The organism is Billgrantia sp. NRB1 (assembly GCF_056921725.1).
The window spans coordinates 3,353,011-3,365,682 of the sequence record NZ_CM167783.1; the positions used below are offsets into that span (position 1 = coordinate 3,353,011).

The 12,672-nt window shown below is 68.2% G+C and carries 10 protein-coding genes and 2 pseudogenes; 8 read left to right on the top strand and 4 right to left on the bottom strand.

The genetic code is table 11. The features are described 5' to 3' along the window. Positions 1–3: 3 nt before the first annotated feature. From glcE to ACZIYR_RS15210, 3 genes and pseudogenes are all read left to right on the top strand, one after another. Positions 4–1,083 (top strand): annotated as a pseudogene (gene glcE / locus ACZIYR_RS15200) (glycolate oxidase subunit GlcE); the annotation flags it as partial. A 19-nt stretch (positions 1,084–1,102) separates the two neighbouring features. Further along, a complete protein-coding gene (glcF, locus tag ACZIYR_RS15205) occupies positions 1,103–2,335 on the top strand; it encodes a glycolate oxidase subunit GlcF (protein WP_483527284.1) in 1,233 nt (410 codons plus the stop codon). A 325-nt stretch (positions 2,336–2,660) separates the two neighbouring features. After that, positions 2,661–3,062 carry a GlcG/HbpS family heme-binding protein gene (locus ACZIYR_RS15210; RefSeq protein ID WP_483527285.1) on the top strand — a complete coding sequence of 134 codons (402 nt, stop codon included), beginning with the start codon at positions 2,661–2,663 and terminating at the stop codon, positions 3,060–3,062. 85 nt (positions 3,063–3,147) lie between these two features. Here the strand turns inward: ACZIYR_RS15210 and ACZIYR_RS15215 are convergent. Next, positions 3,148–3,444 (bottom strand): annotated as a pseudogene (locus tag ACZIYR_RS15215) (BCCT family transporter); the annotation flags it as partial. Positions 3,445–3,754: 310 nt separating this feature from the next. Here ACZIYR_RS15215 and ACZIYR_RS15220 point away from each other — a divergent pair. Genes ACZIYR_RS15220 through ltaE form a run of 4 tightly spaced genes read left to right on the top strand, consistent with a single transcriptional unit; the run spans position 3,755 to position 8,151 of the window. Next, positions 3,755–4,660: a DMT family transporter gene (locus tag ACZIYR_RS15220; RefSeq protein ID WP_483529092.1), complete on the top strand. Its 906-nt coding sequence runs from the start codon at positions 3,755–3,757 to the stop codon at positions 4,658–4,660. Between the two features lie 54 nt (positions 4,661–4,714). Next, positions 4,715–6,286, top strand: a complete 1,572-nt coding sequence (locus ACZIYR_RS15225; RefSeq protein WP_473034618.1) for a GNAT family N-acetyltransferase — start codon at positions 4,715–4,717, stop codon at positions 6,284–6,286. A gap of 4 nt (positions 6,287–6,290) precedes the next feature. Then, a complete protein-coding gene (locus ACZIYR_RS15230; protein ID WP_483527286.1) occupies positions 6,291–7,163 on the top strand; it encodes a M90 family metallopeptidase in 873 nt (290 codons plus the stop codon). Beyond that, on the top strand, positions 7,144–8,151 hold the full coding sequence (gene ltaE, locus ACZIYR_RS15235) for a low-specificity L-threonine aldolase (RefSeq protein WP_483527287.1): 1,008 nt from the start codon (positions 7,144–7,146) through the stop codon (positions 8,149–8,151). The genes ACZIYR_RS15230 and ltaE overlap by 20 nt, the downstream gene beginning before the upstream one ends. On the opposite strand, the gene ACZIYR_RS15240 is transcribed toward ltaE, so the two are convergent. Further along, a complete protein-coding gene (locus ACZIYR_RS15240) occupies positions 8,141–9,055 on the bottom strand; it encodes a LysR family transcriptional regulator (protein WP_473034620.1) in 915 nt (304 codons plus the stop codon). The genes ltaE and ACZIYR_RS15240 overlap by 11 nt on opposite strands. A 113-nt stretch (positions 9,056–9,168) precedes the next feature. Between ACZIYR_RS15240 and ACZIYR_RS15245 the strand changes: the two genes are divergently transcribed. Continuing rightward, positions 9,169–10,242: a tartrate dehydrogenase gene (locus ACZIYR_RS15245; protein WP_483527288.1), complete on the top strand. Its 1,074-nt coding sequence runs from the start codon at positions 9,169–9,171 to the stop codon at positions 10,240–10,242. A gap of 80 nt (positions 10,243–10,322) precedes the next feature. On the opposite strand, the gene ACZIYR_RS15250 is transcribed toward ACZIYR_RS15245, so the two are convergent. Together ACZIYR_RS15250 and ACZIYR_RS15255 are read right to left on the bottom strand one after the other, a co-directional pair. After that, entirely contained in the window at positions 10,323–10,955 is a 633-nt protein-coding gene (locus tag ACZIYR_RS15250) for a cytochrome b/b6 domain-containing protein (RefSeq protein ID WP_483527289.1), read from the bottom strand. Position 10,956: 1 nt separating this feature from the next. Beyond that, positions 10,957–12,519, bottom strand: coding sequence for a tetrathionate reductase family octaheme c-type cytochrome (locus tag ACZIYR_RS15255; protein WP_483527290.1), 1,563 nt, complete (start codon positions 12,517–12,519; stop codon positions 10,957–10,959). Positions 12,520–12,672: the final 153 nt, after the last annotated feature.

A 12,672-nucleotide genomic window follows, 5' to 3' on the forward strand; every position in this document is an offset into this window, starting at 1 on the left:
CTCACCCCCCAGGACGCCAGCGCCGCACTGGGTGAACGCATCCGCCAGGCGACGGCCGACGGCGTCCCGTTGCGCATCGTCGGCGGCGACACCAAGCCCTTTTATGGTCGCCGGGTGGCGGGAGAGGCGCTCTCCACCCGCGAACATCGCGGCATCACCTTCTACGATCCGGTGGAGCTGGTGGTGTCGGTGCGCTCGGGCACGCCGCTCGCCGAGCTCGAGGCGGCCCTGGCCGAGCATGGCCAGATGCTCGGCTGCGAGCCCCCCCACCTCGGCGAGAACGCCACCGTCGGCGGCATGGTGGCCACCGGCCTGTCCGGGCCGCGCCGCCCCTGGGCCGGCAGCGTGCGCGACGCCGTGCTGGGCACCCGGGTGATCAACCACCAGGGCGTCGAGCAGCGCTTCGGCGGACGGGTGATGAAGAACGTGGCCGGCTACGATCTCTCGCGGCTGATGGTCGGCGCCCAGGGCACCCTGGGGCTGATCAGCGAGGTCTCCCTGAAGGTGCTGCCGCGGCCCCGCGCGGCGCTCAGCCTGCGCTTGGCGCTGCCCCTGGACGAGGCCCTGGCGCGGCTCGCCGACTGGGGCCGCGAGCCGCTGCCGATCAGCGCCGCGGCCTGGTGCGAGGGCGTCCTGCACCTGCGCCTGGAGGGGGGCGAGCGCTCGGTGGCCGACACCCACGCCCGGCTGGGCGGCGATACCCAGGACAGCGGCATCTGGGAGGTGCTGCGCGAACAGCGCCTGGCGCTCTTCTCCTACGACGACCCACGGCCCCTGTGGCGGCTGTCGCTGCCCCAGCACGCGCCACCGCTAGCGCTGCCGGAAATCGACAACGACGGCATGGTGCATGACTGGGGCGGGGCCCAGCGCTGGCTGCGTAGCGACCTGGAGGCCGAGCCCCTGCGCGAGGCCTGTGCCCGGCTCGGCGGCCACGCCACCTGCTGGCGGGGCGCCAACGGGCAACCGGTAGCGACACCCTTCCACCCGCTCGCCCCGGCGCTCGAGAGATACCACCGCCGCCTCAAGGCCGAGCTCGACCCCAAGGGGATCTTCAATCCGGGCCGGCTCTACGCCGCACTCTGAGACTGACGGGAAGACGCCTATGCAGACGCACTTCAGCGAGCAAGCCCTCCAGCAGCCGCATATCCGCGAGGCCGACCGGGTGCTGCGCAGCTGCGTGCACTGCGGCTTCTGCAACGCCACCTGCCCCACCTACCGGCTGCTGGGCGACGAGCGCGACGGCCCTCGCGGGCGCATCTACCTGATCAAGCAGATGCTGGAGAACCCCGACGACACCGAGAACGTGACGGCCCAAACGCGACTCCACCTGGACCGCTGCCTCACCTGCCGTAACTGCGAGACCACCTGCCCCTCCGGCGTGGAGTACCACAAGCTGCTCGACATCGGACGCGCCGAGATCGAGCGTCGCGTGCCCCGCAAGCCGGCCGAGCGGGCCCAGCGCTATGCCCTGCGCAAGATGCTGGTGGAGCCCAAGCGCTTCCGGGCGCTGCTCAAGCTGGGGCAGACCTTCCGGCCGCTGGTGCCCGCCGCACTCAGAGACAAGCTCCCAACGGCACCGGTGGATGCCGGCGTCCGCCCCGATCACCGGCGCCATTCTCGCCAGATGCTGATCCTCGAAGGCTGCGTGCAGCCGGGGCTCTCGCCCAACACCAACGCCGCCGCGGCACGGGTGCTGGACCACCTCGGCATCGGCCTCACCCCGGTGGCGGAGGCGGGCTGCTGCGGCGCCATCGACTTTCACCTGAACGCCCAGGACGAGGGTCGCGCCCGAGCGCGGGCCAATATCGATGCCTGGTGGCCGCACGTCGAGGCCGGCGCCAAGGCCATCGTCCAGACCGCCAGCGGCTGCGGCGCCTTCGTCAAGGAGTACGCCGATATCCTCAAAGAGGACCCGGCCTACGCCGAGAAGGCGGCCCGGGTCAGCGAGTTGGCCCGCGACCTTGTCGAGGTGCTGCGTGACGAGAATCTCGACGACCTGCAGATAAAAGAGAGCCGCGAACTCGCCTTCCACTGCCCCTGCACCCTGCAGCACGCCCAGGCGCTCGGCGGTGCGGTGGAGGCCGTGCTGAGCCGGCTCGGCTTCAGCCTCACGCCGGTGGCCGACGCCCACCTCTGCTGCGGCTCAGCGGGCACCTACGCCATTACCCAGCCCGAGCTCTCGCGACAGCTGCGCGACGACAAGCTCGACAACCTGGAGGCGGGCGGCCCCGAGGTGATCGTCACGGCAAACATCGGCTGCCAGACGCACCTCAACGGCGCCAACCGCACGCCCGTTCGCCACTGGATCGAGATCGTCGACGAGGCACTGCTATGAACGATCGTCACGGCGCTCAAGCATTCAGCTGCCAGACGCACCTCAACGGCGCCAACCGCACGCCCGTTCGCCACTGGATCGAGATCGTCGACGAGGCACTGCCATGAACGATCGTCACGGCGCTCAATCATTCAGCTGCCAGACGCACCTCAACGGCGCCAACCGCACCGAGGTGCGCCACTGGATCGAGCTTGTCGATGACGCGCTGATGCCGCGCTGAGCGCCAACCCAGCCCGACTTCCCAGGCCCGTGGCGAGCGCCACGGTGCCCGAGACCCGCTGTGTCTCAACGCACTGCCCTTACCCACTCGATAGAGGATACAACCATGCAAACCAAACCCGCCCTGACCCTCAGCGACGTCAACGCCATTCTCGACGCCGCCCAGCGGGAAGCCGAAGCCAACGGCTGGACCGTGACCATCGTGGTGGCCGACGACGGCGGCCACCCGCTCGGCCTGCGCCGCCTGGACGGCGCCGCCCCGATGACTGCCATCGTCAGCGCCGAGAAGGCACGCAGCGCGGCCGTGGCCCGCAAGGAGACCCGACTCTTCGAGGAGATGATCAACAACGGCCGCCCGGCCTTTCTTTCCGCCCCGCTCTCGGGCCTGCTGGAGGGCGGCGTGCCGGTGATCGTCGACGGCCAGGTGGCCGGCGCCGTGGGAGTCTCCGGCGTCAAATCCGACCAGGACGTGCGCGTTGCCAGGGCCGGCATCGACGCCGTCGCCTGAGGCGGAGCCAAACAGGCCGGCCGCGGCTCCCTGCCGATATAGGGTGTCGCGGCCGGCCTTTTTCATGCGCAACCGCAGCGCGGGATCACGCCTTGCCGGGGCGCCGGTGACGCAGCTCGCCGTTGAGCGCCACGATGATGCTATAGCACATCAGCAGCATGACGATGGAGAACGGAATCGCCGTCGCCGTCACCCCGGCCTGGAGCGCCGCTAGGCCGCCCCCCAGCAGCAGCACGATGGCGATCATGCCCTCCACCACGGCCCAGAACATCCGCTGCGGCCGGGGCGAGTCGATCTTGCCGCCGGCGGTGATGGTATCGATCACCAGGGAGCCGGAGTCCTACGAGGTGACGAAGAAGATCAGCGCCAGGACGATGCCGATGGGGCCCAGCTGGCCTTCGATATTGTCCTGGCCGACGACATAGTCCATTGCCATGTCGCTGGACGGGTGCGAAGGCTGCGGGTCGCTGGGTGGGCTCATGACACTCGTCCTCTTCCTGTCCAAGGGGAGTGTTCTCAAGGTACAGGAGGGCTCAGGGGTTAACCTCATGTAGATAAACTCTGAATCCACGAAAGCCGGCGACGAAGCCCGTCATTAGCGTCCTTATCAATTGCCGCGTATTATCGACCGACAGGCCATGCTCACCCGCCCCCAGGGCTCCAGGGCCCTGTTTCGTCGTGCCGAGGACACCATGCCGCTGCTTTACTTCCTGGCCCCGCTGGGGGCCGTGCTGATCTGGTCGGGCAACATGACCATCAACCAGCTCACCGTGGGCGCCATCGCGCCGAGCAGTATCGCCTTTCTGCGCTGGCTGTTGGCCCTGGTGATTCTCACCCCGCTACTGCTGCCACAGGCCTGGCAGCACCGTGCCACCCTGCGTCGGGAATGGCCGAAGCTCGCCGCCCTGGGGCTGCTCGGCATGGCACTCTGGCAGGGGCTGGCCTATGTGGCCGCCGAGACCACCTCGGCCACCAACATGGGCATTCTCGCCGCCATGGTGCCGCTGCTTACCGTGCTGCTCAGCGCATTGATCCTGCGCGAGGCGCCTAGCCTCGGCGGCACCCTTGGCGGCGCCCTCGCCCTGCTCGGCGTGGCCATTCTGCTGGGCCGCGGCAACCCCCTCTCGCTGTTGGAGCTGGAAGTCGCCCTGGGCGATGCGCTAATGGTCGTTGCCGCCACCTGCTACGCCCTCTACGGGGTGATGCTCAAGCGCTGGCCCCTGGACCTGCCGCCCTGGGTGGTGCTCTACGCCCAGGTCTGTTTCGCGGTGCTGTTCCTGCTGCCCGGCTACCTGCTGGGGCCGATGACGCCGGTGGACGGCCACAACGTCTGGCTGATCCTCTACGCGGGCATCCCCGCCTCGATCATCACTACCTACCTGTGGATGCGCGCCATCCGCCAGATCGGCGCCAGCCAGGCGAGCATCTTCATCAACCTGATGCCGCTGTTCAGCGCCCTGATCGCCATGGCCTTCCTCGGCGAGCGGGTAGCCGCCTTCCACTTCCTCGGCGGGGCCCTGGTCCTGGCCGGGGTGATCATGGCCCAGACCCTCACCCGGCCGGTGCGGCGAGCTATCAGCGGCGCGGATCGCGCGTGATAGACTGCCGTTCAGAGGCTCTCTTCCCGATCCCCTGACCAACAAGGATGCGCCATGTCCCTCGACGATCTGCACCTCAACCTGCGCAACTTGACCCCCGAGGACTATCCGCAGCTCAAGGCGCTAATGGACCGGGTCTACGACGATATCGGCGGTGCCTGGCCGAAGCCCACCATCGACAAGCTGATCAAGGAGTTCCCCGACGGCCAGATCGCCATCGAGGACGACGAGACCATCGTCGGCGTGGCGCTGACCGCCCTGGTGGACTATGACACCTTCTCCAATCCGCACCAGTACGACGACCTGATCGGCAAGCGCGAGACCATCCTCAACGACCCCGACGGCGACGCCATGTACGGCCTCGACGTGCTGATCCACCCGGACTACCGCGGCTACCGGCTGGGCCGGCGGCTCTACGAGGCGCGCAAGGAGCTATGCCGCTCGATGAACCTGCGGGCGATACTGGCCGGCGGGCGCATTCCCCAGTACCACGAGCACGCCGAAGCGCTCTCGCCCGCCGAATACCTGGACCGAGTGGCACGCAAGGAGATCCACGACCCGATCCTCTCCTTCCAGCTGGCCAACGACTTCCAGGTCAAGCGCCTGCTGCGCAAGTACCTGCCCGAGGACGAGAAGTCCCAGGGCTTCGCGACGTTGCTGGAGTGGAACAACATCCTCTTCGAGCCCGCCGAGCGGGTGCTGGAGAACCGCCCCACCCAGGTGCGCGTCGGCGCCGTGCAGTGGCAGATGCGCGAGTTCGCATCGGTGGAGGCGGTGCTCCAGCAGGTGGAATACTTCGTCGATGCGCTCTCCGGCTACCAGAGCGACTTCGCGGTCTTTCCGGAGCTGTTCAACGCCCCGCTGATGGGCCTTCAGGACCGTGCCGCCCAGCAGGATCAGCAGGCGGCGATCCGCTTCCTGGCCGGCTTTACCGACCAGTTCGTCACTGAGCTGTCGCGTATGGCGGTGGCCTACAACATCAATATCGTCGCCGGCTCGATGATCGAGCTGCGCGAGGACGACCGCCTCTACAACGTCTGCTACCTGTGCCATCGCGACGGCAGCATCGAGCACCAGGACAAGCTGCATATCACGCCCCAGGAGCGCCGCGACTGGGTGATCGACGGCGGCGACGAGCTGCGCGTCTTCGACACCGACGCCGGCCGGGTGGGCATCCAGATCTGCTATGACGTGGAGTTTCCGGAGCTGTCGCGGCTGCTCGCCGACCAGGACATGGACATCCTCTTCGTGCCCTTCTGGACCGACACCAAGAACGGCTACCTGCGGGTGCGCCACTGCTCCCAGGCGCGGGCCATCGAGAACGAGTGCTACGTGGTGCTGTGCGGCAGCGTGGGCAACGTGCCCTCCATCGAGAACCTCGACATCCAGTACGCCCAGTCGTCGGTGTTCTCACCCTCGGACTTCGCCTTCCCCCACGACGCCGTGCTCTCCGAGACCACCCCCAACACCGAGATGGTGATGTTCTCGGACCTGGACCTGACGCGGCTCACGGTGGTCCGCGCCGAGGGCTCGGTGACCAACCTCAAGGACCGCCGCAAGGATCTGTTCGATCTGCGCTGGCGCGACTGGTCGTGGAAGTCCGGGGCCAACCTGGAGGAGAACTGACGCCATGCTGGGCAGGCTGCGCCGCTGGCGGGCGAAGACCTTCGAGGCACGCCACCCCTTCCCGGCCGATGCCTGGGCCGAGGCCCGCGGCCGGGTGCCGCTGCTGGCCGCGCTGTACGACGACGAGGCGGAGCGCCTGGGCCGGCGCGCCTGGCGTTTCTTGCACGCCAAGCGCCTGAGCCTGCACCCGGCGCTGGCCGAGGATACCCCCTTCGACCTGCCGGCCCAGCTGGCGCTGGCCGCCCAGGGCTGCCTGCTCACCCTGGGCTGGAGCGAGGCGGAGCACGATGACGCCTTCAGCGGCGTGCACGAGATCCTGATCCTGCCCGAGGCCTTCCGCCGCCAGGTGGAGGAGATGGACGAGTTCGGGGTGATGCACGAGTACGTCGACGAACGCGCCGGCGAAACCTCCTCCCAGGGGCCGGTGGTGGTGGCCTTTCCCGACCTGATGGAGAGCGGCGAGCTCTCCGGCTTCAACGTGGTGATCCACGAGCTGGCCCACAAGCTCGACCTGGGCAACTCCCTCGACGTGGACGGCTTCCCGCCGCTGCCCCACGACATCGATCCGCGGGAGTGGCACCGGGTTTTCACGGGGGTCTGGGACGATCTTCAGGCGCGCCTCGCCCGCGGCGAGGCGACGCCCATCGACGACTACGCCGCCAGCCACCCCGGCGAGTGCTTCGCGGTCTGCTGCGAGGCCTTCTTCACCGCCCCCGACCTGCTCCACGAGGCCTACCCGGCGCTCTACACCCTGCTGGCCCGCTACTTCCGCCAGGATCCGCTGCCCCGGCTGGCGCTGGTCGAAGGCCACTCCCCCTCCCAGGACCATCACGATGACCGCGACCCGCGAGAGGCCCATGATCGATCTGCGCAGTGATACCGTGACCCGCCCCACCCCCGCCATGCGCGCCGCCATGGCCGACGCCCCGGTGGGCGACGACGTGCTCGGCGACGACCCCAGCGTCATCGCCTTCCAGGACGCCGTGGCCGAACGCGCCGGCAAGCCCGCGGCGCTGTTCTTTCCCTCGGGCACCCAGAGCAACCTGGCCGCCCTGCTGGCGCACTGCCAACGCGGCGACGAGTACATCGCCGGCCAGCAGGCCCACACCTACAAGTACGAGGGCGGCGGCGGCGCGGTGCTGGGCAGCATTCAGCCGCAGCCCATCGCCCACGCCGAGGACGGCTCGCTGCCGCTGGAGGCGATCGCCGCCGCCATCAAGCCGGTGGATTTTCACTTCGCCCGCACCCGACTGCTGGCACTGGAGAACACCATCGGCGGCAAGGTGCTCGACCCCGGCTACGTCGCGTCGGCCACCGACCTGGCCCGCGAGCACGGCCTGGCCACCCACCTGGACGGCGCCCGGCTGTTCAACGCCGCGGTGGCCAGCGACTCGCCGCTGGCCGCGCTCAGCGCGCCCTTCGACAGCGTTTCGCTGTGCTTCTCCAAGGGACTGGGGGCGCCGATGGGCTCGGTGCTGGTGGGCCCGGTACCGCTGATCGAGGCGGCACGCCGCTGGCGCAAGATGCTCGGCGGCGGCATGCGCCAGGCCGGCATCGCCGCCGCGGCCTGCCACCATGCCCTGAACCATCACGTCGCGTCGCTGGCGGACGACCACCGCCGGGCGGCGCGCCTGGCCCAAGGGCTGGCCGAGATCGAAGGTCTCGAGGTGCTTTCCCGGGCCACCAATATGGTCTTTCTGCGCGTGCCCCAGCCGCATACCGCCCCGCTCAAGGCGTGGCTGCGCGAGCGCGGCATCCTCATCGAGGTGCTCTACGCCACACGCCTGGTGACCCACCGCGACCTCGACGACGACGCCATCGAGCAGGTGATCGAGGCCGTGCGCGCCTACTTCGTCACCCGCTGAGCGCCGGCACCCGCTCCGGCAGCCTTGCCTCGAGAAAGTCGATGAAGGCGCGAATCCGCGCCGGCACATGCCGGCGCTGCTGATAGACGGCGTGGAAATCGGCGCGCACCCCCTGCCATTGGGGCAGCAGCGCGACCAGGGCGCCGCTCTCCAGGTGCTCGTGCACATCCCACCAGGAGCGCAGGGCGATGCCATGGCCGTCCAGCGCCAGACGCACGATCACCTCGCCGTCGTTGCTGGCCAGCGGCCCGGTCACCTTCACCGCCTGCTCGGCGTCGCCGCCGCGCGGCTGGAAGCGCCACACGGCGTAGTCGCTGTCGTTCTCGCGCAGCACCAGGCAGGGGTGGCCGGCGAGATCCGCCGGGGCCTCGAGGGGCGGCATCCTGCTCAGATAGGCGGGCGCGGCGCACAGCACCCGTCGGTTGACCAGGATGCGCCGCGCCACCTGCCGGGAATCGGGCGGCTCGCCCACCCGGATGCCGATATCGACGCCGCGGTCGCCGAGGCTCATCGGGAAGTTGGAGAGCTCCAGCGCCCCCTCCACGCCGGGGTGCCGCGCGCAGAAGGCCGAGAGCAGCGGGGCCACGTGGCGTCGCCCGAAGCCGAAGGTAGCATTGAGACGCAGCGGCCCGGAGAGCGCCGCCTGCTGCTCGCCCAGCGCCTCTTCCAGCTCGGCAAGCTCCTCGAGGATGGCCGCCCCGCGCTGCAGGTAACGCTCGCCTTCCGCCGTCAGCGAGAGGCGACGCGTGGTGCGGCTGGCCAGCTCCACCCCCAGTCGCGTCTCCAGCTGCTTGAGCCGCTTGCTCACCGCCGACAGCGACAGCCCCAGCTCACGGGCCGTAGCGGTCAGACTCCCGGCGTGGGCGAGACGCTGGAAGAAGGCCAGATCATCGAGCGGGGCCACCTTATTCTCCACTTTCAGTCAACAATACATTGCATTATAGCCTGATTATCATTGCCATGGCGGGCGCTACACTGGTGGCAGCTATTCTCACGAACACCACAGCGGAGATTCCCATGGCACATCGCATTGCGGTCATTCCCGGCGACGGCATCGGCAAGGAGGTCATGCCCGAGGGCCTGCGCGCCCTGGAAGCCGCGGCCAAGCGCTTCGGCATCGAGCTTGAGCTTGCGCACTTCGACTTCGCCAGCTGCGACTACTACGCCGAGCACGGTCAGATGCTGCCCGACGACTGGTTCGAGCAGCTCAAGGACGTCGACGCCATCTTCTACGGCGCCGTGGGCTGGCCGGACACCGTGCCCGACCATATCTCGCTGTGGGGGTCGCTGCTGCAGTTCCGCCGCCGCTTCGACCAGTACATCAACCTGCGCCCCTGCAAGCTGCTACCCGGCATCAAGAGCCCGCTGGCGGACAGACAGCCCGGCGATATCGATTTCTACGTGGTGCGGGAAAACACCGAGGGGGAGTACTCCAGCGTCGGCGGCAAGATGTTCGAGGGTACCGACCGCGAAGTGGTGATCCAGGAAACGGTGATGACCCGCCACGGCGTCGACCGGGTGCTGAAGTTCGCCTATGAGCTGGCCCAGTCACGGCCGCGAAAGAAACTCACCTCGGCCACCAAGTCCAACGGCATCGCCATCACCATGCCCTGGTGGGACGAGCGGGTAGCCGCCATGGGGGCGAACTACCCCGAGGTGAGCGTCGATCAGTTCCATATCGATATCCTCACCGCCAACTTCGTGATGCACCCGGACTGGTTCGACGTGGTGGTGGCCAGCAACCTGTTCGGCGACATCCTCTCCGATCTGGGCCCGGCCTGCACCGGCACCATCGGGGTGGCCCCCTCGGCCAACATCAACCCGGAGGGCACCTTCCCGAGTCTCTTCGAGCCGGTCCACGGCAGCGCCCCAGACATCGCCGGCAAGGGCATCGCCAACCCCATCGGACAGATCTGGTCGGCCGCCATGATGCTCGAGCACCTGGGCCATCCGCAGGCCGCGGCCGCCATCGTCGACGCCTTCGAGGCAGTGCTGGCCGAGGGCGACAAGGCGGTGCTCACCCCCGACGTGGGCGGCAGCGGCACCACCGAGACGCTGGGCCGGGCCATTGCGGCACGCCTCGCGGGCTGATCCTTCCGCCCTTCTTCTCCGAAAAGCGAAGCGTCCCCCGCCATGGCGGGGGACGCTTTGTGGTTCAGGGCGCCGGCTGATCAGGGCGCCCGCGGCGGATGCTTTACCTGGCCCTCATCGTGGACCTCCTCCCAGCCGGTCACCATCGCCTTGATATGCGCCAGGGGCGTATGGCCGGCGGTGGCCAGATAGACGTGGATGATCAGGAAGGCCAGCATCAGGAAGGCACCCAGGGTGTGCAGCCAAGCCACCTGCTCGAGACCCAGCCAGATCGGCACGCTGTCGCGCACGCTGCCCCAGAACAGATAGAGCAGACCGGAAATCCACACCAGGGGGTTGATCACCAGCTTGACGCCCAGGTAGGCCAGACGCTGCAGGGGGTTGTGCTTGCGCTCCACGGTGATCCGGTAGGGGTGCGGCGCCCCGACGAAGATCCCGTGGGCGTAGTAGCGCACCATGGCACCGATGCGCTCGACGGTGGGAATGTAGTGCTTCCACTGACCGGTAGTGAAGTGCCAGAAAATGGCGAACACCCAGAGGCCGATCAGCAGCCAGGCCGCCGCCTCGTGCACGCGCACCGCCGTTTCGAAGCCGACCAGGCCGTGCACGCCGCGAATCGCGAAACCGGTGAACAGCAGGGTGAGGATCAGCGCCGCCTGGGCCCAGTGCCAGAAACGCTCGAAGCGGGTGAAGAGGTAGAGTCGCTCGCTCATATCAGTGCCCCTTGCTGCGGTTGCGAGTGGCTAAGCGCATGGCCCCGTGGCCTAGCGCGCCCAGCAGGACCAGGCCGGCCAGGCCGAAGCCGAAGCGGTCGAGCAACTGATGGCGATCCCGGCCCGGCATCCAGACCCCCTCCACCCCGGCCAGGCGGCCGTCATCGGCATGGCAGGAGGCGCAGTCCAGGGCCATCTCGGTGGGCGCCACCATGTGGGTGATGGGCCACAGCATCGCCGTGTCGACGAAGTCGTATTCGCCGCTGAACGGCTGGCCCGCCAGCTCGGTGCCGGCCTGGAGCGCCTTGTCCCAGTCGAAGTTGAACCAGAAGGCAGTCTCGTTGCCGGGTATTGCCACCTGCGGCTTGAGCAGCGTGTTGTGCACGGTATCGTAGGGCTGCTTGCCCAGCGCCCGCTTGACTGGCCAGATGCGGGAGTCCTCGGCGCCCGGCATTCCATGGTAGGGGTTCAACTGCACGCGCTCGCTGGGGTCGATCAGCGTTTCCCCCGTCACGAAGGTGGTGTTGCCGTCCCACCACAGGTACTCGGGCACCACGTTGATCTCAGCCACGAAGTCCCCTTTCCTGCTGTCATAGGCAATGAAGCCGTTTTCATCCCTGCGCAGGAAAGGATTGCCCTCCTCATCCAGCTGGCCCGCCGTGGACCAGTCCCATGCCATTCGGGTCGGCACGCCGCCGCGGGCCATCTCGGGGATATGACACGTCTGGCAGGCCAGCGCCCGAGTGTGCTCGTTGAGCCGCTGGGCGTGCGTGCCGGTCTCGTGGGGCTGACTGCCATGGCAAGCCTGGCAGGTGGCGGGGTTGCGATCCGCCTGGCTGCCGCGAGTGAGCGCCGGATGCGCATCCACTGCGGTGCCCTGGATGCGGCTGCCAGGCACGTCATGGCCTTCGGTCTGGTGGCAGGTACTGCAGCTGAAGTCGAGCCCCTCGGCATCCATATGGACGTCGAGCTCCCGGGGTGGGTGGAAGAGCGATGAGTCCAGGTCGCCGTGCTTCACCCCGTCGCCGCCGCCACCGTAGAAGTGGCAGGTGCCGCAGGTCTCGCGGGAGGATGCCCCCACGTTCCGGGCGGCAAGGGTCAGATCGGTCAGCTCATCGTTGGGCCAGCCGGCCCAGCCGCCCTTTTTCACATAGTCGCCGGTATTGTGGCAGGCCAGGCAATCGACCCGGCTCTCGACGGAGAAGTCGAAGGTATCGTCCTCCCAGCCATAGCCCACGTGACACGCCTGGCAGAAGCCCTCATTGGACTGGTCGGCAATGCAGAAGGTATTGAGCATGGTGCGCTTGCCCAGCCGCTCACCGCTGTGGGGGTTCTCGTAGTCCCAGGTCCAGTGGCGGGTCCCCATTACCTGCCGGGCGGCCTCGGTGTGGCAGCTCAAGCAGGCCTCGGTGACCTGCTCTGCGCTATCGAACGGCCCTTGAAGTTCGTCAAAGGCGGTATGGTCCGCCGTGCTGGCCATCACCCCCGATGCCAGCATAAGGCCCAGCAGCCCCACTATGAGCACCGGCAGCCTTCGCCACCGTATCTTGTCGGTATCGGTCATTGCGCTATTCCCCTTGCTGCAGCCTGCGCCTCTCGTCGTGGGGCGCTTTGTCGTGTTGTCACGGCCTCCACCCCCACCCAGGGCAGCGGTGCGAAGGATCAAGGAAAGTCTGGCAAAGCCGCAGCAGGACAAACTGACCGGGATCAACAAATA